Origin of the sequence: Synechococcus sp. YX-04-1 (genome assembly GCF_030546365.1) — a bacterium.
In the GTDB taxonomy this organism is placed as follows: domain Bacteria; phylum Cyanobacteriota; class Cyanobacteriia; order PCC-6307; family Cyanobiaceae; genus Parasynechococcus.
Map to the genome: position 1 here is coordinate 163,438 of NZ_JAUONZ010000003.1, position 24,091 is coordinate 187,528.

25 protein-coding genes are annotated in these 24,091 nt (G+C 61.5%); 17 read left to right on the forward strand and 8 right to left on the reverse strand.

Annotated elements, in window-relative coordinates:
- The first annotated feature begins 39 nt into the window (after positions 1-39).
- The 3 genes from psaM to Q3Y53_RS07010 all read left to right on the forward strand — a co-directional run bounded on the left by psaM (position 40) and on the right by Q3Y53_RS07010 (position 1,609).
- Positions 40-144, forward strand: a complete 105-nt coding sequence (psaM, locus tag Q3Y53_RS07000) for a photosystem I reaction center subunit XII (RefSeq protein ID WP_025362433.1) — start codon at positions 40-42, stop codon at positions 142-144.
- Between the two features lie 139 nt (positions 145-283).
- A complete protein-coding gene (locus Q3Y53_RS07005; RefSeq protein WP_255599746.1) occupies positions 284-586 on the forward strand; it encodes a hypothetical protein in 303 nt (100 codons plus the stop codon).
- 69 nt (positions 587-655) lie between these two features.
- Positions 656-1,609 (forward strand): protochlorophyllide reductase, encoded by a 954-nt coding sequence (locus Q3Y53_RS07010; protein WP_226426098.1) that lies wholly within the window; start codon positions 656-658, stop codon positions 1,607-1,609.
- A gap of 18 nt (positions 1,610-1,627) precedes the next feature.
- Here Q3Y53_RS07010 and bchL read toward each other — a convergent pair whose 3' ends face one another.
- The 4 genes from bchL to Q3Y53_RS07030 form a co-directional block, all read right to left on the reverse strand.
- A complete protein-coding gene (gene bchL / locus Q3Y53_RS07015; protein ID WP_226401319.1) occupies positions 1,628-2,518 on the reverse strand; it encodes a ferredoxin:protochlorophyllide reductase (ATP-dependent) iron-sulfur ATP-binding protein in 891 nt (296 codons plus the stop codon).
- Positions 2,519-2,668: 150 nt separating this feature from the next.
- Entirely contained in the window at positions 2,669-4,243 is a 1,575-nt protein-coding gene (locus tag Q3Y53_RS07020; RefSeq protein ID WP_303534505.1) for a ferredoxin:protochlorophyllide reductase (ATP-dependent) subunit B, read from the reverse strand.
- 4 nt (positions 4,244-4,247) lie between these two features.
- Positions 4,248-5,525: a ferredoxin:protochlorophyllide reductase (ATP-dependent) subunit N gene (locus Q3Y53_RS07025; RefSeq protein WP_303534508.1), complete on the reverse strand. Its 1,278-nt coding sequence runs from the start codon at positions 5,523-5,525 to the stop codon at positions 4,248-4,250.
- A 113-nt stretch (positions 5,526-5,638) separates the two neighbouring features.
- Entirely contained in the window at positions 5,639-6,016 is a 378-nt protein-coding gene (locus Q3Y53_RS07030) for a hypothetical protein (RefSeq protein ID WP_226426095.1), read from the reverse strand.
- 118 nt (positions 6,017-6,134) lie between these two features.
- Between Q3Y53_RS07030 and Q3Y53_RS07035 the strand changes: the two genes are divergently transcribed.
- Positions 6,135-6,920 carry a microcompartment protein gene (locus Q3Y53_RS07035; RefSeq protein WP_025362430.1) on the forward strand — a complete coding sequence of 262 codons (786 nt, stop codon included), beginning with the start codon at positions 6,135-6,137 and terminating at the stop codon, positions 6,918-6,920.
- 9 nt (positions 6,921-6,929) lie between these two features.
- Here Q3Y53_RS07035 and Q3Y53_RS07040 read toward each other — a convergent pair whose 3' ends face one another.
- Entirely contained in the window at positions 6,930-7,538 is a 609-nt protein-coding gene (locus Q3Y53_RS07040) for a non-canonical purine NTP pyrophosphatase (protein WP_226426094.1), read from the reverse strand.
- Between the two features lie 330 nt (positions 7,539-7,868).
- Here Q3Y53_RS07040 and Q3Y53_RS07045 point away from each other — a divergent pair, with 330 nt between their 5' ends.
- The 13 genes from Q3Y53_RS07045 (at position 7,869) to cbbX (ending at position 21,212) form a co-directional block, all read left to right on the forward strand.
- Complete coding sequence (locus Q3Y53_RS07045) at positions 7,869-8,180, forward strand: BMC domain-containing protein (protein ID WP_006169870.1); 312 nt, start codon at positions 7,869-7,871, stop codon at positions 8,178-8,180.
- 71 nt (positions 8,181-8,251) lie between these two features.
- The gene (locus tag Q3Y53_RS07050) at positions 8,252-9,667 is read left to right on the forward strand and encodes a form I ribulose bisphosphate carboxylase large subunit (RefSeq protein WP_115023888.1); all 1,416 of its coding nucleotides are present in this window, start codon (positions 8,252-8,254) and stop codon (positions 9,665-9,667) included.
- A gap of 59 nt (positions 9,668-9,726) precedes the next feature.
- The gene (locus tag Q3Y53_RS07055; protein WP_115023886.1) at positions 9,727-10,068 is read left to right on the forward strand and encodes a ribulose bisphosphate carboxylase small subunit; all 342 of its coding nucleotides are present in this window, start codon (positions 9,727-9,729) and stop codon (positions 10,066-10,068) included.
- 101 nt (positions 10,069-10,169) lie between these two features.
- A complete protein-coding gene (locus tag Q3Y53_RS07060) occupies positions 10,170-12,530 on the forward strand; it encodes a CsoS2 family carboxysome shell protein (RefSeq protein ID WP_303534567.1) in 2,361 nt (786 codons plus the stop codon).
- 7 nt (positions 12,531-12,537) lie between these two features.
- Complete coding sequence (locus Q3Y53_RS07065) at positions 12,538-14,283, forward strand: carboxysome shell carbonic anhydrase (protein ID WP_303534569.1); 1,746 nt, start codon at positions 12,538-12,540, stop codon at positions 14,281-14,283.
- A 2-nt stretch (positions 14,284-14,285) separates the two neighbouring features.
- Positions 14,286-14,597 carry a carboxysome peptide A gene (locus Q3Y53_RS07070; RefSeq protein WP_303534573.1) on the forward strand — a complete coding sequence of 104 codons (312 nt, stop codon included), beginning with the start codon at positions 14,286-14,288 and terminating at the stop codon, positions 14,595-14,597.
- Positions 14,597-14,848, forward strand: coding sequence for a carboxysome peptide B (locus tag Q3Y53_RS07075; RefSeq protein ID WP_115095164.1), 252 nt, complete (start codon positions 14,597-14,599; stop codon positions 14,846-14,848). The genes Q3Y53_RS07070 and Q3Y53_RS07075 overlap by 1 nt, the downstream gene beginning before the upstream one ends.
- Before the next feature lie 53 nt (positions 14,849-14,901).
- Positions 14,902-15,444 carry a BMC domain-containing protein gene (locus tag Q3Y53_RS07080; RefSeq protein WP_303534580.1) on the forward strand — a complete coding sequence of 181 codons (543 nt, stop codon included), beginning with the start codon at positions 14,902-14,904 and terminating at the stop codon, positions 15,442-15,444.
- A gap of 111 nt (positions 15,445-15,555) precedes the next feature.
- Positions 15,556-17,400: an NAD(P)H-quinone oxidoreductase subunit F gene (locus Q3Y53_RS07085; protein WP_226426089.1), complete on the forward strand. Its 1,845-nt coding sequence runs from the start codon at positions 15,556-15,558 to the stop codon at positions 17,398-17,400.
- A gap of 10 nt (positions 17,401-17,410) precedes the next feature.
- A complete protein-coding gene (locus tag Q3Y53_RS07090) occupies positions 17,411-18,901 on the forward strand; it encodes an NADH-quinone oxidoreductase subunit M (RefSeq protein ID WP_303534583.1) in 1,491 nt (496 codons plus the stop codon).
- Positions 18,898-20,037, forward strand: coding sequence for a CO2 hydration protein (locus Q3Y53_RS07095; RefSeq protein WP_226426087.1), 1,140 nt, complete (start codon positions 18,898-18,900; stop codon positions 20,035-20,037). The genes Q3Y53_RS07090 and Q3Y53_RS07095 overlap by 4 nt, the downstream gene beginning before the upstream one ends.
- Before the next feature lie 34 nt (positions 20,038-20,071).
- Positions 20,072-20,323, forward strand: coding sequence for a 4a-hydroxytetrahydrobiopterin dehydratase (locus tag Q3Y53_RS07100; RefSeq protein WP_226401286.1), 252 nt, complete (start codon positions 20,072-20,074; stop codon positions 20,321-20,323).
- Entirely contained in the window at positions 20,307-21,212 is a 906-nt protein-coding gene (gene cbbX, locus Q3Y53_RS07105; protein ID WP_226426086.1) for a CbbX protein, read from the forward strand. Before Q3Y53_RS07100 ends, cbbX begins: the two co-directional genes overlap by 17 nt.
- On the opposite strand, the gene Q3Y53_RS07110 is transcribed toward cbbX, so the two are convergent.
- The 3 genes from Q3Y53_RS07110 to Q3Y53_RS07120 are packed head-to-tail and all read right to left on the reverse strand — an operon-like array spanning position 21,166 to position 24,091.
- On the reverse strand, positions 21,166-22,389 hold the full coding sequence (locus Q3Y53_RS07110) for a chloride channel protein (protein WP_303534587.1): 1,224 nt from the start codon (positions 22,387-22,389) through the stop codon (positions 21,166-21,168). The genes cbbX and Q3Y53_RS07110 overlap by 47 nt on opposite strands.
- On the reverse strand, positions 22,386-22,625 hold the full coding sequence (locus tag Q3Y53_RS07115; protein WP_226426084.1) for a 2Fe-2S iron-sulfur cluster-binding protein: 240 nt from the start codon (positions 22,623-22,625) through the stop codon (positions 22,386-22,388). Before Q3Y53_RS07115 ends, Q3Y53_RS07110 begins: the two co-directional genes overlap by 4 nt.
- The gene (locus Q3Y53_RS07120) at positions 22,622-24,091 is read right to left on the reverse strand and encodes a cobyric acid synthase (RefSeq protein ID WP_303534806.1); all 1,470 of its coding nucleotides are present in this window, start codon (positions 24,089-24,091) and stop codon (positions 22,622-22,624) included. The genes Q3Y53_RS07115 and Q3Y53_RS07120 overlap by 4 nt, the downstream gene beginning before the upstream one ends.

Here is a 24,091-nt window from a genome sequence, read left to right on the forward strand (position 1 = left end):
CCCTCGGAGAAGAATGGGACCGTTTGATGCATGGCTCCCATGGAAACCGTTCTGTCTGCACCCGAGGTGTTCATCGCCCTCGTCGTCGCTGCCCATGCCGCTGTTCTGGCCCTGCGTCTCTCCATCAGCCTCTACGAAGCCTGATTTCAACGGGCGCCCAGATCAACGGGCCTAGAGCTGGTCTTGGCACTGCGAACGGATTGCGTTACAAGCGGATGTACGTGCTGATGCGGTGACCGCCAGTCAGGTTCGAAGATCAGCTCCCCGCACGGACGCAGCCAGCATGGCTGCGGCGATTCAGCGGCAGACCGACCAACAGGAGCTGCAGTGCAGCCTTCTCGCCTTGGCCGCCAAGGCTGGACTTGTTCTGTTGGGCTGCGTGAGCTTGATTCGCCTGTCGGTGGCCTATCAGGAACGAATGGATCGCCACAGTGAAATTGCGGCGGTCGTGTCGATTGAGTCGGCCAAGTTGGAAACGCTGCAACAACGGTTCGATCGTCTGTTCAGCATCGGTGGAGAGAAGCGCCTGATCAGCGAGCAGGATCAGTGGATCGCTCCCAATCGTTTGCGAGTGGTCTGGCGCTGAGATTCGTGACCAGCGACGTTGAGATTCAGTACTGACCGGCAGACTGACAGCCTTCCTGGCCCTGTCTTGATGTCCACGCCCGGCACCGTTCTGATCACCGGCACCACCTCCGGTGTGGGCCTGAATGCCACCTGCGCTTTGGTCAAGCGGGGCTGGACGGTGATCACGGCGAACCGCAGCCCGCAGCGTGCCGCGGCTGCCGCGGATGAGCTCGATCTCCCCAAAGACCGGCTCAAGCACGTGTTGATGGATCTGGGTGATCTCGACAGTGTGCGCCGGGCGGTGGATGCCTTGCCCGAGCGATTGGATGCCGTGGTCTGCAATGCAGCCGTGTACAAGCCGAAGCTCAAGCAGCCGGAGCGTTCGCCCCAGGGCTACGAGATCTCGATGGCTACCAACCACTTCGGCCATTTCCTTCTGGTGCAGCTGCTCTTAGGTCGGCTCCAGAGCTCCAGCCATCCCTCCAGGCGGGTGGTGATCCTGGGCACCGTGACGGCGAACTCCAAGGAGCTGGGGGGCAAGATTCCGATCCCTGCACCGGCAGATCTGGGGGACCTCTCTGGGTTTGAGGCTGGGTTCAAAGATCCCATCGCCATGGCGAGTGGCAAGCCGTTCAAGCCCGGCAAGGCCTACAAAGACAGCAAGCTCTGCAACATGATCACCACTCAGGAGCTGCATCGCCGTCTGCACGGGGATACAGGGATCACCTTCACCTCGCTCTACCCCGGCTGTGTGGCGGATACCCCGTTGTTCCGCAACACCCCCAAGGCCTTCCAAACGATCTTCCCCTGGTTCCAGAAAAACATCACCGGCGGCTATGTCTCCCAGGCCTTGGCCGGAGAACGGGTGGCTGATGTGGTGGCCAATCCCGACTTCGCCGAATCCGGGGTGCACTGGAGTTGGGGCAACCGCCAGAAGAAGGATGGTGAGCAGTTCAGCCAGGAACTGTCCGACAAGGCCACTGATCCAGAAACAGCTCGGCGGGTGTGGGAGCTGTCCATGGACCTGGTGGGCCTGGGCTAAATCTTTTAAGACCTGCGGTCAGTCGAACCCCAGTAGGTCGAAGATTTCGCGGTCCTTGAGGGATATGGCCTCCAGGGGCTCCACCTTGTCGATCATGTTTTGGGCCAGCCGCAGGTATTCGTTGCGCACGGCTTGTACGGCTTCGTCGTCATCGTCCATCTCAAAGATGGTGCATTTCTTCAGCCGGGAACGCCGGATCGCATCCACATCCCTGAAGTGGGCCATGGTGCGCAGGCCGGTGCGTTCATTGAACTTGTCGATCTGATCAGTGTCCGCCGACCGGTTCGCAACAACGCCGCCAAGTCGCACCTTGTAGTTCTTGGCTTTGGCTTGAATCGCCTGAACGATGCGATTCATCGCGAAGATCGAATCGAAATCGTTCGCGGTCACAATCAGGCAATAGTTGGCGTGCTGCAGCGGGGCGGCGAAACCACCACACACCACATCTCCCAGCACATCGAAGATCACCACATCGGTGTCTTCCAATAGGTGGTGTTCTTTGAGCAGCTTCACGGTCTGCCCTGTCACGTAGCCACCGCAGCCCGTGCCCGCCGGTGGGCCACCACTCTCAACGCACTGCACCCCGTTGAAGCCGGTGAAGACGAAATCCTCAGGCCGCAGCTCTTCGCTGTGGAAGTCCACCTCCTCGAGAATGTCGATCACCGTCGGCACCATCTTGTGGGTGAGGGTGAAGGTGCTGTCGTGCTTGGGGTCGCAGCCGATTTGAAGCACCCGCTTGCCCAGCTTGGAAAAGGCGGCTGACAAGTTCGAGGAGGTGGTTGATTTACCGATCCCGCCTTTGCCATAAACCGCGATCACCAGGGTCTCCTCCTGGATGTTCATTTCCGGGTCCTGGTGGACCTGCACGCTGCCTTCGCCGTCCGCCGGTCGCGTCAGAGTCGTGGTCATTCAGCGACCTGTGCAAGAGAAGTCAGTTTCATTCAACAGCAGCAGATGTGCAGTGGTTGATTTTCACCAAGAAATGAAAGATCTACTTCTTGGCTGCGTTGCAAAAGCAGAATTTCTTTCAATTAAATAAAAAGAAATGAGTGCAAATGCTCATGCCTTGAAGTGGGCTTTTGCGTCATACAGCGTTTCGCTGCTGATCTCTCGGCAGCCCGCATCGCGGGCATAGGCCTCGGTGTTGCGTCGCACTTTGCCCCGCACGAAAAAGGGAATCTTCTTCAGTTCGGCTTCCCCGTCGGCTGTCCAATGCAGGGCACCGTCGCCCTCCCCGGGGATATCACTCAAGGCGGAACTGTCGGTGGCGCCGGCACCGCCGGCATGGCCGAGGTGGCTCTGGTGGCCATCCACGAATTCGAAGTCGTGGCGGAACATGCCAATCAGGTGTTCCTCCAGTCCCATCATCAGCGGGTGCACCCAGTCGTCGAAGATCACGTTTGCCCCTTCCCAGCCCATCTGGGGGCTCATTCGGGCGGGCACGTCCTGAACATGCATGGGCGTGCTGATCACGGAGCAGGGAATCCCCAGACGCTTGGCGCTGTGGCGCTCCATTTGGGTTCCCAGCACCAGTTCTGGGGCTGCCTCGGCCATGGCGGCTTCCACTTCTAGGTAGTCGTCACAGATCAAGGCCTCAAGTCCCAGGGCCTTGGCGGCCGCCCGTACTGGTCTGGCCATCTCCCGGCTATAGGTGCCCAACCCCACCACGCTGAAGCCCAGTTCTTGGCTGCAGATCCGTGCTGCTGCAATGGCATGGCTGCCGTCGCCGAAAATGAACACCCGCTTGCCGGTGAGGTAGGTGGAGTCCACAGACTCCGAATACCAAGGCAAGCGTGAGCGTTTGTAGCCCTCATCAGCTGAGGGTGTTTCGAGCCCGAGCAGATCGTGCACTTCGACGAGGAAATCGTGGGTGGCGCCGACACCGATCGGCACCGTTCGGCTGAAGGGCATGCCGAAGTTGCGCTCCAGCCAGCTGCAGCTGGATTCGGCCACCTCCGGATAGAGGCAAACGTTCAGATCGGCATCGGGGATCCGCTTCAGATCCTCCACTCCTGCACCCAGGGGCGCCACCACGCCCACATCGATGCCGTGCAAGGTGAGAATCTTCTGCACCTCCAGTACGTCGTCGCGGCAGCGGAAGCCAAGCAGTGATGGACCCAACAGGTTCACCCGGGGTCGACGGCCCTCCTGTTTCCATGCCTGTGGGTCATGTTGGGTGTCTGTGGGGACCTGTGCCTTGAGCAGGTTGCGGATTAATTGATAGAAGGTTTCTGCGGCCCCCCAGTTCTCTTTCTTGCTGTAGGCCGGCAGCTCAAGATTCACCACCGGCATGGTCAGCTCCATGCCTTGGGCCAGGGCGCCCGGTTGATCCTGAATTAGCTCCGCGGTGCAGCTTTCACCCACCAGCAGGGCATCGGGTTGAAAGCGGTCCACGGCTTCGCGTACATGCCGTTTCACCAGTTCTGCGGTGTCACCCCCCAGATCCCTGGCCTGGAAGGTGGTGTAAGTGACCGGCGGTCGTTGCCCGCGCCGCTCAATCATCGTGAATAGCAGGTCGGCGTAAGTGTCCCCTTGGGGGGCATGGAGCACGTAGTGCACGCCGTGCATCGAGGCGGCGATGCGCATGGCCCCCACATGGGGTGGCCCTTCGTAAGTCCAGAGCGTGAGTTGCATGGGGTCAGGCGTGCACGGGGGTGTCGGGGCTACTCGGATGCAGACCGGGGCGAATCAATTGCCGGCGACGCAATGGCCGGGAAAACAGTTCCGCGAGGTCTCCGGCTTGGTCGATGCCGTGAATCGGGCTGAACACCAATTCGATCGACCATTTGGTGGCGATGCCTTCGGCTTCCAGGGGATTGGCCAGGCCCATCCCGCACACCACCAGGTCGGGCTGGCTGGCGCGAACCCGGTCCAGCTGCTGCTCCACGTGTTGCCCCTCCATCACCGGGACGTCATCGGGGAGCAAGGCCAGCTCGGCAGCCATCTGTTCACGGTTCAGATAAGGCGTGCCCACCTCCACCAGCTCCATGCCGCATTCCCGTTGCAGAAACCGGGCCAGGGGCAGTTCCAGCTGGGATTCGGGAAGCAGGAAGATTCGCTTGCCTTCCAGGACGGCGCGATGGCGGGCCAGGGCGCTCTCGGCCCGCTTCATCAACGGATCGAGCACGTCAGCGACCCTCTCATTGGGGAGATGGAAGGCATCAGCAGCAGCCTCCATCCAGCGGCGACTTCCCTCTGCCCCCAGAGGGAAGGGGGCCGTAAGCACCGTGGCGCCGCGGTCGCTCAGCAGGCGAGCGGTTTCAGTGAGAAAGGGTTGGGTCAGCAGCACCGTGGTTCCCGCTCCCACCCCTGGCAGGTCGGTCGATTGCCGGGGCGGCAGGCTGTGAATCGTTTCGATGCCCATCCGCTGGAACAGGTGCATCTGCCTGTCTTCCACGGCATCGGCGAGGGTCCCCACCAGCAGCAACTGCTGTTCATCGCTGGCGGGGAGCAGAGGCACGAGTGCCGCCAGCGCCCCGTCTTCTCCCTGGGTGAACGTGGTTTCAATGCCGCTGCCGGAGTAGTTCACCACCCGCACCCGGCCGGACAGCTCTTCGTTGAGACGTTCGGCGGCCCGGGCCAAATCCAGCTTGATCACTTCGCTGGGGCAGGACCCCACCAGAAACAGCGTGCGGATTTCGGGGCGACGTTGCAGCAGCTCCTTGCAGACGCGGTCGAGTTCGTCGTGGGCATCCGCGAGGCCAGCTAGATCCCGCTCGCTGAGAATGGCTGTGCCGAAACGCGGTTCGGCGAAAATCATCACCCCTGCAGCGCTCTGAATCAGATGGGCGCAGGTGCGTGATCCCACCACAAGGAAAAAGGCATCGGGCATGCGCCGATGCAGCCACACAATCGAGGTGAGGCCGCAGAACACCTCGCGCGGCCCCGATTCTTTTAGCAGCGTTGGCCCGGCCATCGGCCGCTCCCTTGATGATCAACCTCTCCAGGCTGCAAATAAATTCGCTGAGGAGTGGAAAGGTCGCTCAAACTCTTTGGGATCGCTTAGGGCAGGTCAACCTTGGCTAAAGCTCAAAGGCGGCGACGGAATCCGTCGTAACGCTCGGATCGATCGCTCTCCTCTGCTTTGCTCAACCGCCAGACGTTGCGGCTGACACGGCGGGCGACGAGGCCACCGCGTTCCACCCGTTCCGTTCCAGGCCGGGCTCCCAGCAGAATGCTCACCTCCGCGGTGGTGAGGGGAGCACCGGTCTCGATGGCCAAAGACGTCAGTTCCAGCCGTTGACGCAGCTGACGCAGACGCTCACTGTCTGCATTTCCTGATCCCTCCAGCCAGGGCAGATCCACCTGTCCATCCTGCGCTAGGCGTTGCATCAGGCCGAAGCTCACCATCCCAAGGGCTTGATCAGCGTTGAGATCAACTGGCTTCAAAGAAGACTGCTCAGTCATTGCAAGATCTCTAGAGGGGTTCTCCGGACGGTATCGGCTGTTTTTCAAGGCGCAAGACCGCAGGCTCCAACTCTTTATTGGGCCGTTTCAGATGAATTCGTCCGGTACACTCCCCGCCATGACCCGTTTTGCCAGCTTCGATGCTCGGGAGCGGCGACGCGGCGGTAGTGCTCTCGTCACCGGGACTGAGGTGACCTCTCAGCAGGGAGGGGCAAGTTGTGTTGTCACGACGGATTCTGAGTCACCCAGGCTGCTTCGCCAAAACAGCCATGTGCAGTCGATCGAACTGCGCACGCACGTGTTCATCGACTCCCTGCAGCCCCAACTTGCGGCCTATATGGGGACAGTGAGTCAAGGTTTCCTGCCCATTCCTGGAGACGCCTGCCTCTGGATGGAGGTTTCACCGGGCATGGCGGTCCATCGCGTGACCGACATTGCGCTGAAAGCCAGCAATGTTCGCCTAGGCCAGATGGTGGTGGAGCGGGCTTTTGGTTCGATGGCTCTCTATCACCGTGACCAGAGCACTGTTCTCCATTCCGGAGATGTGGTGCTGGAAGCGATCGGCAGCACCATTGAGCAGCGTTCTCCAGCGGACGTGAGCTGGACCGAAGTCATTCGAGCGATCACTCCGGACCATGCCGTGTTGATCAACCGCCAGAACCGACGCGGTTCCATGATTGAGGCGGGAATGAGCATGTTCATCCTGGAGACTGAGCCGGCTGGATATGTCTTGATTGCTGCCAACGAGGCTGAAAAAGCCTCCAACATCACTTTGGTGGACGTGAAAGCGGTGGGTGCTTTTGGACGCCTCACTTTGGTGGGGCGGGAAGGTGATGTTGAGGAAGCGGCGGCAGCTGCGATGCGCGCCATCGACCATGTCAATCGAAATGCACGATCGCTCTGATCGCTGAGCTCAGTTCAGGCCAAGAAGTTGGCGCAATTGAGGAGCCAAAGCCCGCGCTGCTTTGCCGCGACTGCCCAGTCGGCTGAGTTGTGCCGGGTTGAGTTCGCCATAGGTGCAACGAGCTTCACGCACCCAGAGCAAGGATTCAAAGCCGCCACCTGGGTAGGCCGGTGCGTTGAGGAGCTCACCCCAGCAAATGCCCTCTGCCGCCGCTCGGCAGGTCCCTGTGGGATCGCACAGCACCATCGTGCTGCGGAAGCAGGCGCTTCGATAGAGGGAAGCGCCCAACTCCGAAAGAATTCTCTGAATTTTGGCGTCGTTGCCTTCGGCGTATCTGGCGGAGAACAGTCCAGGTGCGCATTGAAGTGAGTCGACTTCAAGTCCCGAATCGTCTGCCAGCGCCCAACCGTTGGTTCGTAGTGCTGCCGCAGAGGCCTTTAGCTCGGCATTTTCACGGTAGGTGCTTCCCGTTTCCTCAACGTCTAGATCGTCGGGTTGACGCTGAACGTGAATGGGGAGTGGACCCAGCATGGCCTCGATTTCAGCAACCTTGGTGGGGTTGCCCGTGGCAATGGTGAGCTGAAGCGCCAAGGAGGGCCGACAAATGAGGGCCTCCATTGTGCGGGCTGATTGGGGGGTAGGACTTAAAAATCTCTGGATTCGACCCTGCAACACGCATTTGGGTTGAACATTCCACCCCTAAGCAAGGCTTCGGGAGCGTGTCGCAATGTGAACCTATGGAGCTTCACCGCACTCGACAACGACTTGTGCGGATGTGATCACAGGAACCACCACAGCAGACCGGAACAGTGAGGCACTGGGTGATAAGCCTGGCTTATTTAGTTCACTATGGACAGTGATCGAGAAAGTCGCCCCAATCGCTTGACGGGAAGGGTTCTGGCAAAGCAATGTCCCCAGCGAACATTCCACCTCTTTTCCCGGTAGGCAATGGCTAACGAAACCATGGGCATCGCCCTCGGCATGATCGAGACCCGCGGTCTGGTCCCCGCCATCGAGGCAGCTGATGCCATGACCAAGGCTGCCGAAGTGCGCCTGATTGGTCGCGAGTTTGTCGGTGGCGGTTACGTCACCGTTCTGGTGCGCGGCGAAACCGGTGCTGTGAACGCTGCTGTGCGCGCTGGCGCTGATGCTTGCGAGCGCGTCGGCGACGGCCTTGTTGCTGCTCACATCATTGCCCGCCCCCACCGCGAAGTGGAGCCTGCACTGGGCAACGGCAATTTCCTTGGTCAGAAGGACTGAGATCTTCCGCTGAGCCTCTGACGAGGCACGCGAACGTCTCACCCTCTTCACCGACCTAACGGAGATTTCCCATGAGCAAGAAGTACGACGCTGGGGTCAAGGAGTACAGGGATACCTACTGGACTCCTGATTACGTCCCCCTCGACACCGACCTGCTGGCCTGCTTCAAGTGCACCGGCCAAGAAGGTGTGCCCAAGGAAGAAGTTGCCGCTGCTGTGGCTGCTGAATCCTCCACCGGCACCTGGTCCACTGTGTGGTCCGAGCTCCTCACCGATCTCGACTTCTACAAGGGCCGTTGCTACCGCATCGAAGACGTCCCTGGTGACAAGGAGTCTTTCTATGCCTTCATCGCTTACCCCCTCGACCTGTTCGAAGAGGGTTCCATCACCAACGTTCTGACCTCCCTGGTCGGCAACGTCTTCGGTTTCAAGGCTCTCCGCCACCTCCGTCTGGAAGACATCCGCTTCCCGATGGCGTTCATCAAGAGCTGCTACGGCCCGCCGAACGGCATCCAGGTCGAGCGCGACCGGATGAACAAGTACGGCCGTCCCCTGCTGGGTTGCACCATCAAGCCGAAGCTCGGCCTGAGCGGTAAGAACTACGGCCGTGTTGTCTATGAGTGCCTGCGCGGCGGTCTGGACTTCACCAAGGACGACGAGAACATCAACTCCCAGCCCTTCCAGCGTTGGCAGAACCGCTTCGAATTCGTTGCGGAAGCCATCAAGCTGTCCGAGCAGGAGACCGGTGAGCGCAAGGGTCACTACCTCAACGTGACTGCGAACACTCCCGAAGAGATGTATGAGCGCGCTGAGTTCGCCAAAGAACTCGGTATGCCAATCGTCATGCACGACTTCATCACCGGTGGCTTCACAGCCAATACCGGTCTGTCGAAGTGGTGCCGCAAGAACGGCATGCTCTTGCACATTCACCGCGCCATGCACGCGGTGATCGACCGTCATCCCAAGCACGGCATCCACTTCCGCGTTCTCGCCAAGTGTCTGCGTCTGTCAGGTGGTGACCAGCTCCACACCGGCACCGTGGTCGGCAAGCTGGAAGGTGATCGTCAGACCACCCTCGGCTACATCGACCAGCTGCGCGAATCCTTCGTGCCCGAAGACCGCAGCCGCGGCAACTTCTTCGATCAGGACTGGGGTTCCATGCCTGGTGTGTTCGCCGTTGCTTCCGGCGGTATCCACGTGTGGCACATGCCCGCACTGGTCGCCATTTTCGGTGACGACTCCGTGCTGCAGTTCGGTGGTGGTACCCACGGTCACCCCTGGGGCTCCGCTGCAGGTGCTGCTGCCAACCGTGTGGCCCTCGAGGCCTGCGTCAAGGCACGCAATGCCGGTCGCGAGATCGAGAAGGAAAGCCGGGACATCCTCATGGAAGCCGGTAAGCACAGCCCTGAGCTGGCCATCGCTCTCGAGACCTGGAAGGAGATCAAGTTCGAGTTCGACACCGTCGACAAGCTCGACGTTCAGAACTGATCGTTTCTTCGGCCGGTTGATGCAACCGGCCAACACTTTTTCTTAAACCCAGGATCCCCATGCCTTTCCAGAGCACCGTGGGTGACTATCAAACAGTCGCCACCCTGGAGACCTTCGGCTTTCTCCCGCCGATGACCCAGGACGAGATCTACGACCAGATCGCGTACATCATTGCCCAGGGTTGGAGCCCGCTCGTTGAGCACGTCCATCCCAGCAACTCCATGGCCATCTATTGGTCTTATTGGAAGCTCCCCTTCTTCGGTGAGAAGGATCTGAACGTTGTCGTCAGTGAGCTCGAGGCTTGCCACCGCGCATACCCCGATCACCACGTGCGCATCGTCGGTTACGACGCTTACACCCAGAGCCAGGGTGCATGCTTCGTGGTCTTCGAAGGACGCTGATCCTTCGGACCCATGGTTCTGAGCCCTGACCTGATCAGGGCTCCAGCTTTTTTCGGAGGGGCAAGTGCCCTTCCACCTCACGACGACTCCCACGGGCGGACATGGCAAGACTCTCCAGTCGCGAACTCGCACTAGAACGCCGTAAGGCGCTGACCACTTCCGGTAAGAAGTCCTCAGCTGCAGCTGGTACTGGCGCCAACCGTGTTCGCACCGTTGATGACGCCCGTCCCACCCGCACGAATGCGGCTGCAGTTGCTGAACCTGCTTCCGCACCTGTTGTTCCCGCTGCTGTAGCTCCGCAGCGAACAACTTCATTCACCGCTGCTCCTTCCAGGCGCAGTTCACAGGTCAAGCCGCATCGCGATGCGAGCCGCGATCTGGTGCTCGCCCGTCGCGAAGCCCTGTCCCGTCGCGGCAAAACCGCAGACACCAGCCGCGATCGCAACCGCGCTGATTTGGCCCGTCAAACCAAGCCCGCTGCACCTGCTGAATCCACCAAGAGCTGTGGCTGCGGTGGCAAGCGTGCTGCTGAGAAGACTGCACTCACCTCATTGAGTGCCTCGGCCCCCAATCTTTCTTCACGCACGGAACGTCGTGCAGCGGCCCCTAAGCGTCGCGCTATTGAGAACCCCAGTCGTGCCCTGGTTTTGGCCCGCCGCGATGCCATGGCCAAGCACGGCAAAACTGCAGGTAAGCAGTCCACTAGTGCCGCTGCTGTTGCTCGTCAGGCCAACCCTGATCTCACCAGTCGTGAGCTGGCCCAGCAGGTGCGCGAGTTGCGCACCAAGGCCGGAGCCCGTAACAAGCAAAGCGCTGGTGTGACTCGCCCAACCGGTCCCAACCGCCACGGCGCCAAGCAAGCTGCTGCTGCTGATGCCCATTGGAAAGTTGGTGAAAGCACCACTACGTCTGGCCAGACCGTGACTGGCACCCAGGCCAACCGCTCGGTGAAAACCACTGGCAATGAAGCCAGCACCTGCCGTTCCATTACAGGCACGGAGTACTTGGGCGCTGAAGTCTTCCAGACTTTCTGCCAGACGGCTCCAGCTGCCACCACTCCTGCCAAGGTGCGCGTTACTGCCACCAGCCACGGCAACCGCGTTACCGGCAACGAAGTCGGCCGTTCCGAAAAGGTCACCGGCGATGAGCCCGGCACTTGCAAGAGCGTGACCGGCACCGAATACATCTCAGCTAATCAGTCTGCGGCCTACTGCGGTGGTGGCACGACTTCCCCTCGCAAGGTGGGTCACAGCCTCACCGAACAGGGTCGACCTGTGAGCGGTGTCATGGTTGGCCGCTCCGCCAGCGTTACCGGTGATGAGGCCGGCGCGAATCGCAGCCTCACTGGCGATCAATACCTCGGTTCTGACCCCCTTCCCGAAGGCCGTCCAGCAGCCAAGGTCGGTTTGTCAGGCACCCTGTCGGGCACGGGAGTCACTGGGACTTTGGTGGGTCGCTCCTCCCAGGTCACCGGTAATGAATTCGGCTCCTGCCACCGTGTGACAGGTGATCAATACATCAGTGCTGAGCAGGTCAATTCCTTTTGCGGCGGCAAGCCTGAGCCTGAAGCTGCCAAGGTTGGTTTCAGTGTCACCAATCGCAACCAGGTGGTGAGCGGTACCCGCACCGGTCGTTCGGAGCGTGTGACTGGTGATGAGCCAGGCAGTTGCCAGGCCGTCACCGGCACCCCTTATGCAGGCCTTGAGCAGGCCGGCCAACACTGCGGTACTCCCGCCGTGAAGGCCATTCGTGAGCGCACTCCTGTTCGTGTTGGCACTCCTTCTGCGGCCATGACGGGCATCCAACCCGGCGTGGGTGGTGTGATGACCGGCGACAAGCGTGGTGCTTGTGAAGCAGTCACCGGCACTCCTTATGTGGGTGCTGACCAGCTGGCCTCTGCATGCGGCGCTGATGCTCCTGCCGGCACCGATACCCATGGTCAAGCCCCTGAGGGTGCTGCCTGGACCCGCTTCAGCGTGGTGTCTCCCGCCCGTGCTGCCCAACAGCAACGTGAGGCCAATTCCGGCGTGACCGGCACGTCTTACGAGGATGGGAATCGCATTACCGGCCCTTTTGACATGGCTGGCGGCAAGGTGACCGGTACCGAGCAGTTCCGCTTCGATAACCGCGAGTTCCAGAATCGTCAGCAGCAGCGCCAGTTCCAGCCCACCGTGGCTGTGGTCAGCGAGCCCTCTGAAAAGCCGGCATCTCGGGTGACCGGCGAGGGTTCCTCCACCAAGATCACTGGCGATGACTGGGATCGTGGGGAGCATGTCACCGGTACTGAGGGTGCTTCGGCCCGCCGTCGTAACCCCAGCCGTCCTGGCCCGATGACTGCCATGTCTTCCTTCGAGCGCAAGCGCAACGAGGAGACCGAATGGCCTGTGAGCCGCGTGACCGGCTCCAGCGGTAACACCGAGAAGGGCTCCTTGATCACCGTCTCCGGCGGCGCACGGGGCTGATTCACGGATGGTTCGCTCCAAGCCTCTCCGTGGCGGGCGACCTCAGGCCCCCTCGGCACCCACTCGACGCCAGCTTCAGCAGCTGGCCACAATCTCTGAATCCGCCCAGCCCACATCTGAGGTGGAGTCTTCCACCCGCCTAGCCGCTCTGGAACGCCGCCGTGCCCTCACCACTTCGGGTAAGGCCGCTCAACTGGGTGGCGGCTCAGTGGGCGGCGGTCGGATTCGCTCCAGCAACGACGTCAAGCGTCCCGCTCCCTCTCAGCCTGGCTGGGTACGACGTGAGAAAGCAGCTACCCGGGCGGTTCCTTTCAATCTGAGCCGCAGTTCGCTGCCGATTACCCATCGGCGTCATCCGTTGACGGATGCATCGTTGAACTCCCGTCTTCAGGCCTACGAGCTGGAGATCAAGGGACGTTTTGATCGGATCGTTCCCCTGCTCCAACAGGTTTCAGCGCTTCAGCACGAAACCGATTTCATCCCCCAAGCCCAGCGGTTGTGCCGGGCCGAACTCGGGTTTGACCTGCCGGATCACATCCTGCAGCGGGCCTGGGTGCGTCCTCTCGACATGCGCGCCCTGTTCGCCTGGTGTGTGTTCGAAAGTCACCGGCTGTTTAGCGATCGCTTTTTCCAGGACGACCCACTGGATGCCGGCACGGGCAGTGCTGCCTCCAGAGAGTTCGAACAGTTCCTGCTCGACTGCGGTATCCATCTGCTCGATCTAACGCCCTGCGCTGATGGTCGTTTGGCCCATACCGTGGCCTACGCCCTGCGTATTCCCTTCAGTGCTGTGCGTCGCCGTTCCCACGCCGGCGCCATGTTCGACGTGGAGAACACGGTGAACCGCTGGGTCAAAACCGAGCATCGTCGTTACCGGGAAGGCTCTCCCAATCCCTCCACCGAACCGACCCGTTATCTGAAGGTGGTGACTTACCACTTCAGTTCCCTCGATCCCTCCCACCAGGGCTGCGCTGCCCATGGCAGCAATGATGAACTGGCGGCAGCCGCGGGGCATCAGCGCCTGCTCGATTTTCGTGAGTCGGTGGAAAACAGCTTCTGCTGCGGTGCCTCCGTTGATCTTTTGCTGATCGGCCTCGACACCGACACCGATGCGATCCGGGTTCACCCCCCAAGCCGCGACAGCGAAATGGTGCTCGACCGTTGGCTTTGCGCCAGAGAACTACATGCAGCTACGGCATCGATGAGTGCTGATCAGGCGATGGCGCAGATTGCAGAAGCCGTTGAGAGCTCTGCTCCTGGCCCCATGGATGCCGGGATGGTGTCTTTCCTGACCCGGTTGCTCTCCAACAACTTCTCCCAAATCGATTACGTGCAGGATCTGCATGGGGGTACTTACCCGGATGCCGGGCACGCGGAGCGGTTCATCGGTGTTGGCATCGGCTTCAAAGAGGTGCATCTGCGCAACCTCACCTACTTCGCTCACCTCGACACGGTTGAAGAGGGCGCCCCTGATCTCGATGTGGGCGTGAAAATTTTCAAGGGTCTGAATGTCGCCCGGGATCTGCCTATTCCGGTTGTGGTGCGTTTCGACTACTCAGGCCGGGTGCCCGGTGCTCGGGAACGGGCCATCGCTGATTGCCAACGGGTGAACCAGGCCATCGCCGATCGCTACGCAGCTCTCGTCGATGAGGGTCTGCTCCACACTTGTCTCACCATTCGCGACCGCAACCAGACGGCTCCGGCCGAGGTCGTCGGTTCCACGCTCGACCCGCAACTTCCGGAGGCTCACTGATCATGCTCATCGTCAAGGTCGTCAAGCCGCTCGTCTCCACCAACCGGATCCCCGATTTCGAGCACAAGCATCTGCAGGTGGTGCTCGATGGCAGCACCAAGAAGGTGGCGGTCGATGCGGTCGGTGCCAAGCCGGGTGACTGGGTGATCTGCGTTAGCAGCTCGGCCGCCCGTGAAGCCGCCGGCAGCAAGTCGTACCCAAGTGACCTCACGATTGTGGGGATCATTGATCACTGGGAGCCCGACCCTCCGAAGACCTCTGCTCCCTCTCCATCCCCCAGCCCCAGCAACCCCGCGGGAGGCAAGGCCAGCTGATGGAGATCATGCAGGTGATGGGCACGTTGATCTGCTCCTACCGGGTTGCCGGACTGGATCACATGCATCTGCGCATCCTGCGCAACAACAAGGGCAAGAAGCTGGTGGCCGTTGATCCCGTTGGGGCCCGTGAGGGCAACTGGGTGTTTACTGCCAGTGGTTCAGCTGCACGGCATGCCTGCCCTGACAACACCGTTCTCACCGATCTGACCATCGGTGGAATCATCGATTTCTGGAATCCGGACGGATAGGGACCACCCATTTCCCTCCGCCGTTTCCGTTCCGCTTCCACACCTTCACAGCCATGGCCACTCCTTCCCCCACCCCCCGTCGTCGCACCACCCGCAGCACGGCTGCGGCAAACAAGACCGTTGATGTGAAGCCCGTGGCTAGCACCCCTGCTCCGGCGTCGACTCCCGCCAAGGCCTCCCCTGCGGCAACAACAGCCCGTCGCTCTTCGCCCACGACCACCCGTCGCAGCAGCGCCTCCAGCACAGGATCCGGTGGTGGATCAGCTGTGGCTAAACCCGCTGCTATGCCTTCCCCAAAAGCCCCCGGTGTGGCCTTGGGCTTGATCGAAACCCGCGGCATGGTTCCTGCTATCGAGGCAGCCGATGCGATGACCAAGGCTGCGGAAGTCACCCTGATCTGCCGTGAATACGTCGGTGGTGGTTACGTCACGGTGATGGTGCGTGGTGAAACCGGTGCCGTGAATGCCGCTGTGCGTGCCGGAGCTGATGCCTGCGAGCGGGTCGGTGATGGCCTCGTTGCCGCTCACATCATTGCCCGCCCCCACAACGAAGTGGAACCAGTGTTGGCCGGCAGTGGCGCAGCCCGCCGTAGCTGAAGGTCAAAAAGCCACCTCATTGCCGTTCACAAAGAGCCCTTTTGCTGATGATCGGCTCTTAGATTCGCCGGCCATCTAGCGACAAGCTCGATCATCATCCCGCTCGCTGTTTTGACTCCGGAGCTTTCGCTACCTCAGCAGACCGCCTGGTTGATCCCGCTCTACGGGTTCATCGGGATGTTGGTCTCTTTGCCGTGGGCCTGTGGCTGGTTCAGGCGTGATGCGCATCGACCGGCGGCGTATCTGAATATTTTCCTGACGCTCGTGGCCTTCGTTCACGGAAGCCTGATCCTGCAGGAGGTGTACCAATCGGGGCCAGTGGATCTGGCCTTCCCTTGGCTCACTGTGGCGGATCTGGAGCTGGATATCAGCTTCAGTCTTTCGCTTACCAATTTGGTGGCCCTGGAACTGATCACGGGCCTCAGCTTGCTGTCCCAGGTGTATTCCCTGGGATACATGGACAAGGAGTGGGCGTTGGCCCGCTTCTTTGCACTGCTCGGATTTTTTGAGGGGGCGATGAGCGGCGTTGTGCTCAGTGACTCCCTGTTCCAGAGCTATTTCTTGCTGGAGATGTTGACCCTCTCCACCTATCTGTTGGTGGGCTTCTGGTATGCCCAACCCCTGGTGGTGACCGCTGCCCGGGATGCCTTCCTCACCAAGCGCGTTGGTGATGTGCTGCTGCTGATGGGTGTGGTGGCGCTCTGCAGCTACTCCGGCGTGATGGGGTTCAACGACCTCTATGCCTGGGCCGCCCAGGACACCCTCTCTCCTCTGGCTGCGACTCTGTTGGGTTTGGGCCTGGTTGCCGGTCCGACGGGCAAATGTGCCCAGTTCCCCATGCACCTCTGGCTGGACGAAGCCATGGAGGGCCCGAATCCCGCCTCGATTCTCCGCAATTCGGTGGTGGTGACCTGCGGCGCGATTGTGCTGTTGAAGGTGATGCCGATCCTGCAGCTCTCTCCCATCGCTATCGGCGTGATGCTCGTGATCGGCAGCATCAGTGCGATCGGCGGCTCCCTGGTGGCCCTGGCTCAGGTCGACATCAAACGAACCCTGTCGTACTCCACGACGGCCCATATGGGGCTGGTCTTCATCGCCATTGCGCTGCAGATCCCTGTGCTGGCCCTGTTGCTCCTGTTCACCCATGCCGTCTCCAAAGCTCTGCTGTCGATGAGCATTGGTGGGGTGATTGCCTCCACCAACTGTCAGGACATCACCGAGCTGGGTGGCCTGGGCAGCCGGATGCCTGCCACCACCACAGCCTTCCTCGTGGGGGGTGCCGGTTTGGTGGGCTTCCTGCCCCTGGGTGGTTTCCTGGCGCTTGCTCAGTCGATCGAGTTGCTGAGCGTGCGCTCTGTGCCGTTCATGGCCGTGTTCCTACTCACCAATGCCCTTACTGCCGTTGGGTTGGTGCGGGTGTTCCGCCATGTGTTCATGGGCAATGCATTGATCAAGTCCCGCCGGGCTGCGGAGGTGAACTGGCAGATGGCTCTGCCGATGGTGGCGCTCACCGTGATTGTGCTGATCACTCCGCTCCTTTTGGTGCGGCTTGAATCCCTCGATGGTTTGCTGGCTTTCCCCCTCTGGGCAGCAGCTCTGGTGGTGGGAAGCGGACTGCTGGGCCTGCTGGCTGGCGCCGTGCTCCCCTTGAGCAAGGCCTGGTCCCGCTCGCTGAATCCGGTGCTGCGCTGGTGGCAGGACCTGCTGGCCTACGACTTCTACACCGAGCGCTTCTATCGCCTCACCATCGTCAACGTGGTGGCTGGCTTCTCTCGCCTGGCTTCCTGGTTCGACCGAAATGTGGTGGATGGTCTTCTCAATGGGGTGGCTCGCTTCTCACTGGCCAGTGCCGACAGCCTCAAGCTCAGCGTCAGCGGCCAGAGCCAGTCGTACGTGCTGACCGTGCTCCTGGCCATCGTTCTTTTCCTCACCGCGGTGAGCTGGTTCCTCACCTGATCACCCCGAGATGCTTCTTTCCCTCCTGCTTCTGATTCCCTTCCTCGGGGCTCTGGCTCTGATCCTCTGGCCGGGATCCCCGTCCAGTGCACGCTTGCGCGATGTCTCCATCGTGCTGCTGGTGATGCAGTGCCTGGCGAGCTTTGCCCTGCTGTTGCCCTTCGATGCAGCCGATGCTGGTTTGCAGTTGGTGGAACAGGCCCGCTGGGTGCATGCCATTGGGCTTGATTACGTCTTGGCTCTGGATGGTCTGTCGTTACCGCTGGTGCTGATGAACGGGGTGCTCTGCCTCGTGGCGGCCATTGCGTCGCGCACGATCGAGAACCGACCCCGGGTTTACTTCGCCCTGCTGCTGGTGATTTCCGGAGCGGTGAATGGGGCCTTCCTGGCCCAGAACCTGCTGCTCTTCTTCTTGTTTTACGAACTGGAACTCATCCCCCTCTGGATGTTGATCGCCGTTTGGGGCGGTTCTAATCGTGCCTACGCCGCCACCAAGTTCCTCATCGTGACGGCCGTTTCAGGCGTTCTGATTCTCGGCGCGTTCCTCGGCATTGCGTTTGTCACTGGAACCATGGACTTCAGTCTGCGGCCGATCCTGGCCGGTGAACTGGGCATGACCACCCAGCTGGTGCTGATGGGCGCTCTGCTGATCGGCTTCGGCATCAAGATTCCACTTTTCCCCTTCCACACCTGGCTGCCGGATGCCCACACCGAGGCCTCCACGCCGGTGTCGGTTCTTCTGGCCGGCGTGCTGCTCAAGCTGGGTACCTATGGCCTGCTCCGTTTCTGCCTTGGCTTGTTCCCCGATGCATGGCAGGTGGCTGCTCCCTGGCTGGCCGGCTGGGCCGCGATCTCGGTGCTCTACGGATCCCTGGCAGCGATTGCCCAGACCGACATGAAGCGCATGGTGGCCTACAGCTCTGTTGGACACATGGGCTACGTGCTGCTTGCCGCCGCCGCCGCTACGCCGCTCGGGTTGATGGGAGCCCTCTTCCAGATGGTCAGCCATGGCCTGATCTCCGGGGTGCTCTTCCTGGTGGTGGGTGTGGTTTACGCCCAGACCGGCACCCGCGACCTCAACGTGTTGCGTGGCCTGCTCAATCCCCAGCGCGGCCTTCCGCTGACTGGATCTCTGATGATTATCGGCGTGATGGCCAGTGCCGGAATTCCCGGCATGGCCGGCTTCATTTCTGAATTCTTGATTTTCCGCGGCAGCCTGCAACCCTTCCCCCTGGCCACGCTGCTTTCAATGGTGGGATCGGGCCTGACGGCGGTGTACTTCCTGCTGTTGGTGAACCGCGCCTTCTTTGGTCGCCTTGCGATCGCCCCCGGCGAGGTGGTGAATCCCCGTATCCTCGATCGCGTGGCGCTGCGGGAGCAGGCTCCGGCCATCGCCCTCAGCCTCGGTGTGCTGGTGCTTGGCCTTGCTCCGGAGCTGCTCTCGAACCTCAGTGAGGCGGCCACCACGGGCCTCAGCCTGATCACTGGAGATCTGTCATGACCCCGACATCCGCATCCCCCGTTCAACCCCCAGTGCTTCCTGATCAGGAGGAGTTGATCCGTCGTTTGCTCAGCGATGCACCGCTGCTCAAGGACACCCCCGACCATCTGCTGCAGGTGGTGAATGTGCTCGAGAGCTATGGCCTGGTTCTCGATGCCTACAGCAAGAACCTGGTGGACCAGGGCGAGCAGCAGATGCTCAATCCCTTCCCGGTGTTCCGCTTTTTCCACGAGGGCTTCAGCCTCAAGCGCCTCTGGACCCATCTGATGGGGGATCGGATCAACTTCGAGTACGCGGAGTACTGCCAGAAGGCGATGTTCTGGCATGGCACCGGTGGGCTCGATGCCTATCTCGACACGCCTGAATTTGCCGAGGCCTGCCAGCGGATCATCAAGTGCAAGTCGGCTCGCGACCCTTTGCTGGCCCTGAACAACCGCCTCTATCCCGACTTCGCGCCTGAGGCCATTCGCTCGCTCACCACGATCTACTGCCTCGGCTTGTTTTGGCGGGTGATGAGTGACATCTTTGTCGACCTAGCCCGTCGCTACGCGATCAAGGAAGTCACCTGCGTTAACGATGTGGTGCATCACATCCGTGATGGCTTGGTGGCGGCGGCGGGAAGCCCGATTGAATACAAGGTGTCGATCGGTGGTGAAGAGATCTGGGTTCTCCCCCCGGAGGCAGGTCTCACCTTCTTGGTGGATGTGGCGGTGCCCTACGTGGAGGCTGTTTTTTTCCGCGGCATGCCCTTCCTGGGCACGGTGTCATACAACGCCCAGGCCCGGCAGATCTCACCGGACATCAGTGATTTCAAGTACGGCGCCCTTTACGCCGATCCGATTCCCAGCATGGGTGCGGGGATTCCCCCGAGCCTCTGCATGCAGGACATGTACCGCCACCTACCCGAAGAACTGAGCCTTTGGTACGACGACAACGGCCGTGGGCAGACCGATGTGCACGTTCAGATCTGCATCAGCTTCCAGAAGTCGATGTTCTGCGTCACCAATGCCGCCATCGCCGGAACGATGCCGCATCCGCTGGATTCCGATGATCCCGAGCAGCAGGCCGCCAATCGGGCCTACGCCGAGGCCTGGTCTGGGCGCCTGATGGGCTGTCAGCGGGTGGCGCTCCTCTAGGTTTTCAGCAGGTTCAGGCTGAACGGGGGCTCTGATGAATCAGTGGCAAGAGCGGAAACGGCCCGTATGCCTCGAGTGTCGTTTCGAGTTCGACAGCTACGACGCTACCCGCGATTTTCTCGACAAGCTTGGCGAGCACAGCGAGGCGACCCAGCGCTTTCCTGATATCAGCTTCGGGCGCACCTACGTGAACATCACGATCCGGCCGGAGGATGACGGCCCGGAGGCCCAGCTGAGTGAAGCCGATCGCGCCTTTACCGCAGAGATCGATGCCCTCCTCGGTTGATCTGGCTTCGGCCTACGCCGATTCCGGCGTGGCTGAGGTGTTGGACCAACTGGACCGTGAACTGATCGGCCTGGCGCCGGTGAAGACGCGGATTCGTGAGATCGCTGCCCTATTGCTGGTGGATCAGGCGCGGCAGCAACTGGAGTTGCCCAGCACCGCGCCCAGTTTGCACATGTCGTTCACCGGCCATCCCGGTACTGGCAAGACCACCGTGGCGCAGCGGATGTCGCAAATCCTGCATCGTCTGGGCTACCTGCGCAAAGGCCATGTGGTGACGGCCACCCGCGACGATCTCGTGGGTCAGTACGTGGGGCACACCGCCCCTAAAACTAAGGAGATGATCAAGCGCGCCCAGGGTGGCGTGCTGTTCATCGATGAGGCCTATTACCTCTACAAACCAGACAACGAGCGCGATTACGGCGCCGAGGCCATTGAAATTCTCCTGCAGGAGATGGAGAGCCGGCGCAGCGACGTGGTGGTGATCTTCGCGGGCTATAGGGATCGGATGGAGACCTTCTACAGCTCCAATCCAGGCCTGTCCTCAAGGGTCGCGCACCATCTCGATTTCCCCGACTACAGCGACGACGAGTTGATGGCGATCGCAGGCCTGCTCCTCGAGGCCCAGCACTACCAGTTCAGTGCCAAGGCCGAGACAGCTTTCTTCGAGTACGTCTCGCGCCGGCGTCAGCTGCCTTTCTTCGCCAATGCGCGCTCGGTTCGTAATGCCTTGGACCGGGCCCGTCTGCGCCAGGCCAACCGGTTGTTTTCGCGGATGGGGGAAGCCCTCACCAAGCAGGATCTCACCACGCTTGAGGAAGCGGACATCCGGGCCAGCCGTGTGTTCAACGGCGAAGTGGAGGGCCACCATCCAGCTCAGCACGGCACCTGATCAGGTGCGCCATGCCGAGGCCCACCAGCAGGCCTGCTGTGCCGTGGCCCTGCAGAAGGGCAACCCCGAGCACAAGAACCGCCAAGGGTGCAGGAAGCACGGAGCGGTACAACGCACCTGTGAGGGCGCCGCACCAGCTGCCAAGGCTGCCCAGATCCGGCAGCAGAAGGTGGAGTCCCATCCCAAGTGCGCAGGCGACTAGGAACAAGGGGAAGAACACCCCTCCGCGCCAGCCGGTTTCCAGGCAAAGGCCGAGCATCAGCAGTTTCACGATCGCGGAGAGGAGTAGGACCCAGGCCTCACTTGAGTTCTGGCCTTCCAGCAGGGGCTGCAGCTGGTCTTCCCCGGCGAAGGGAACCAACGGCAACCAGTGCATGCAGGCCCCCAGCAGCAAACCGGTCAGCAGCGGCCACCAGGGCCATCGGGCCAGGAGTTGGCGCTGTTCCAGCCAGCCTTGCCAGCGCAGCAGCAGCCAACCCAGTCCGCAGCCGATTACTCCACCCAGTGCGCCTGCGCTCAGGGTGCCGAGGTCTTCTCCCAGGCTGCTGGGCCAGATGTAGGGGAGCCGTTGGAGCGATCCGCCGCTGGCGGCACCGATGCCATGAAATGCAGCAAAACCAGCTAGGCCGCCGAGGCTGCCAGGCAGCCAGCGGTCGAGGAAAGTTTGTCTTCTGTTCGGTTGGGGGGCTTCGCCAACAACAGCCCCCCCCAGCAGTGGAGCTCCGAAAAAGGCGAGGCTCCCTGCCACTGTTGCCTCCTGAAGCTTCTGGTCACGACCACGCCAGATCCGTTGGCTGATCAGTGCGGCCATGCGGCTCATTAGGGCCTCCGGCCCGACGGCACCTCCACCGATCTGGGCCAAGGCCGCTCCAAGAAGGCCGCGAGTTTCATCGCGTTTCGGAGCCTGGTCTGGATCACGCAGATCACTGAGGGTGTCGCGCAGCTCAGGCAGCAAGGTTGAGGGGCCCGGGCGATGCAGCAGCGACAAGATCAAGCCGCTGCCGCCGCAGATCAGCAGCGACCAGCCCAGGGGAAGGCCGCGATCCAAGCCCTCGAGCATCGGATCTCCCCAGAGCAGCTGGCTCAATCCGCCGATCCAACCCATCACAACAGCCACACCGGCGCCGCTTAAGGCTCCGGTGAGCAGGGCCATCAGGCTGAGGCGAAAGGGAGTCACCAGTGCGGGTCGGTGGCGAATTCAACGTTGAGTTTCGCTGATTTCGAAGCCGGGACGGTGCTGATGCAGGCGCGCACCGTCTTGCCGTTCACGTCGATCTCGCATGCCCCGCAGCTGCCTCCCAGGCAACCGGTGGGAATGCTGATGCCCGCTTCACTGGCGGCCACCAACCAGTCCTGGCCAATGGTTTCGTGGGTTATGCGCCCATCGGGCCAGCGCACAGGAATCGAAGTCATGGCTGGAGCAATGGAGCGAGGTTCACATGCTGCTCGAAGGCATCGGCCAGGCGATCGAGCAACAGATCACGGTGGGCGCTGTGGTTTTTGGGATCGTTGGCTAAGGGTTGCAGCCCCCGTTGATCGCGAAGGCGGTTGAGCCAGGCCCGTCGCCAGGGGCCGTTGTCGAGCAAGCCGTGCAGGTAGGTGCCCACCACGCTCGACCCCTTGGGGCCGGGAGCCCACCAACCCAAACCAGGGTCGCTGCTTAGGGGCTGAAGACCGGGGTCTGGGGTGGTGGTTCCGTAGTGCAGTTCAAATCCGCTCAGCGGTGTCTCCATGGGCCAGAGGCCATCGATGCTGCGCTGGCTCAGTCGTTTTGTTCCGCTGAAGGTGGTCTCCAGGGGCAGGAGTCCCAAGCCGTTCTGGGGCCCCCTCTGATCCGTACCCTCCAGTCCCTCCGGATCGCTCAAGGTTCTGCCCAGCATCTGCATCCCGCCGCAGATGCCCAATACGGATCCACCAGCGCGGGCGTAGGTCCGGAGTTGATCGGCCAGTCCACAGTTGTTCAACGCCTCCAGATCCCGCAGCGTCTGCTTGCTCCCAGGAAGAATTACGGCATCTGGCTCCCCCAGGGGTTCCCCGGTTTGAATCCAGCGCAGCCTCAGGCTGGATTCGGCTTCGAGCGGATCGAGATCGGAAAAGTTGCTCAAAGAGGGCAACCTCAGCACTGCGATCTCCAGATCCGTTGCTCCGCGGGTGGGTTTGCGTTCCAGCAGATCGAGGGAATCTTCCGGTGGAAACAGCTCGTTGAGCCAGGGCATCACCCCCAGCACCGGTACCCCGGTGTTGGCTTCCAGCCAGCGGCGACCCTCATCAAACAGCTCCCGACGGCCGCGGAAGCGGTTGATCAGGATGCCTTTGATCAGCGGGCGCTCCACCGGGCGCAGCAAAGCGAGCGTCCCAACGATCTGGGCAAAGACGCCGCCGCGCTCAATGTCGGCCACCAGCAGGCAGTTGGCCCGCAGGTACTGGGCCAGGCGCAGGTTGGTGAGGTCACGGCGTTGCAGGTTCACTTCCACCGGGCTTCCCGCCCCCTCCAGCACCAGCCGGCCTTGGGGCCATTGCTGCTGAAGCTGCATCAGCCCGCTGCGGATCGCCTGCCAACCGGGGCGGAACCAGTCGCGGTAGTAGTGCTCGGCGCGGGCGATCCCCACGCTTTGGCCTCCATGGATCACCTCACTGGTGCTGTCTCCCCGGGGTTTCAGCAGCACGGGATTCATGGCGCAGCAGGGTTCAAGACCCGCCGCCCAGGCCTGCATGGCCTGGGAGTAGGCCATCTCGCCGCCGTCGACATCAACCCAGGCGTTGTTGCTCATGTTCTGGCCCTTGAAGGGAAGAGCCTGTTCTCCCCGGCGTTGGAGCACCCGGCACAATGCCGCCGTCATCAGCGATTTGCCGGCACCGCTGGAGGTGCCCAACACCAT

What these genes read in the sequence shown, in the direction of transcription:
- psaM (WP_025362433.1), top strand. Translation starts at nt 40, where the DNA reads ATGGAAACCGTTCTGTCTGCACCCGAGGTGTTCATCGCCCTCGTCGTC.
- Q3Y53_RS07005 (WP_255599746.1), top strand. Translation starts at nt 284, where the DNA reads ATGGCTGCGGCGATTCAGCGGCAGACCGACCAACAGGAGCTGCAGTGC.
- Q3Y53_RS07010 (WP_226426098.1), top strand. Translation starts at nt 656, where the DNA reads ATGTCCACGCCCGGCACCGTTCTGATCACCGGCACCACCTCCGGTGTG.
- bchL (WP_226401319.1), bottom strand. Translation starts at nt 2,518, where the DNA reads ATGACCACGACTCTGACGCGACCGGCGGACGGCGAAGGCAGCGTGCAG.
- Q3Y53_RS07020 (WP_303534505.1), bottom strand. Translation starts at nt 4,243, where the DNA reads ATGCAACTCACGCTCTGGACTTACGAAGGGCCACCCCATGTGGGGGCC.
- Q3Y53_RS07025 (WP_303534508.1), bottom strand. Translation starts at nt 5,525, where the DNA reads ATGGCCGGGCCAACGCTGCTAAAAGAATCGGGGCCGCGCGAGGTGTTC.
- Q3Y53_RS07030 (WP_226426095.1), bottom strand. Translation starts at nt 6,016, where the DNA reads ATGACTGAGCAGTCTTCTTTGAAGCCAGTTGATCTCAACGCTGATCAA.
- Q3Y53_RS07035 (WP_025362430.1), top strand. Translation starts at nt 6,135, where the DNA reads ATGACCCGTTTTGCCAGCTTCGATGCTCGGGAGCGGCGACGCGGCGGT.
- Q3Y53_RS07040 (WP_226426094.1), bottom strand. Translation starts at nt 7,538, where the DNA reads ATGGAGGCCCTCATTTGTCGGCCCTCCTTGGCGCTTCAGCTCACCATT.
- Q3Y53_RS07045 (WP_006169870.1), top strand. Translation starts at nt 7,869, where the DNA reads ATGGCTAACGAAACCATGGGCATCGCCCTCGGCATGATCGAGACCCGC.
- Q3Y53_RS07050 (WP_115023888.1), top strand. Translation starts at nt 8,252, where the DNA reads ATGAGCAAGAAGTACGACGCTGGGGTCAAGGAGTACAGGGATACCTAC.
- Q3Y53_RS07055 (WP_115023886.1), top strand. Translation starts at nt 9,727, where the DNA reads ATGCCTTTCCAGAGCACCGTGGGTGACTATCAAACAGTCGCCACCCTG.
- Q3Y53_RS07060 (WP_303534567.1), top strand. Translation starts at nt 10,170, where the DNA reads ATGGCAAGACTCTCCAGTCGCGAACTCGCACTAGAACGCCGTAAGGCG.
- Q3Y53_RS07065 (WP_303534569.1), top strand. Translation starts at nt 12,538, where the DNA reads ATGGTTCGCTCCAAGCCTCTCCGTGGCGGGCGACCTCAGGCCCCCTCG.
- Q3Y53_RS07070 (WP_303534573.1), top strand. Translation starts at nt 14,286, where the DNA reads ATGCTCATCGTCAAGGTCGTCAAGCCGCTCGTCTCCACCAACCGGATC.
- Q3Y53_RS07075 (WP_115095164.1), top strand. Translation starts at nt 14,597, where the DNA reads ATGGAGATCATGCAGGTGATGGGCACGTTGATCTGCTCCTACCGGGTT.
- Q3Y53_RS07080 (WP_303534580.1), top strand. Translation starts at nt 14,902, where the DNA reads ATGGCCACTCCTTCCCCCACCCCCCGTCGTCGCACCACCCGCAGCACG.
- Q3Y53_RS07090 (WP_303534583.1), top strand. Translation starts at nt 17,411, where the DNA reads ATGCTTCTTTCCCTCCTGCTTCTGATTCCCTTCCTCGGGGCTCTGGCT.
- Q3Y53_RS07095 (WP_226426087.1), top strand. Translation starts at nt 18,898, where the DNA reads ATGACCCCGACATCCGCATCCCCCGTTCAACCCCCAGTGCTTCCTGAT.
- Q3Y53_RS07100 (WP_226401286.1), top strand. Translation starts at nt 20,072, where the DNA reads ATGAATCAGTGGCAAGAGCGGAAACGGCCCGTATGCCTCGAGTGTCGT.
- cbbX (WP_226426086.1), top strand. Translation starts at nt 20,307, where the DNA reads ATGCCCTCCTCGGTTGATCTGGCTTCGGCCTACGCCGATTCCGGCGTG.
- Q3Y53_RS07115 (WP_226426084.1), bottom strand. Translation starts at nt 22,625, where the DNA reads ATGACTTCGATTCCTGTGCGCTGGCCCGATGGGCGCATAACCCACGAA.
- Q3Y53_RS07120 (WP_303534806.1), bottom strand. Translation starts at nt 24,091, where the DNA reads ATGGTGTTGGGCACCTCCAGCGGTGCCGGCAAATCGCTGATGACGGCG.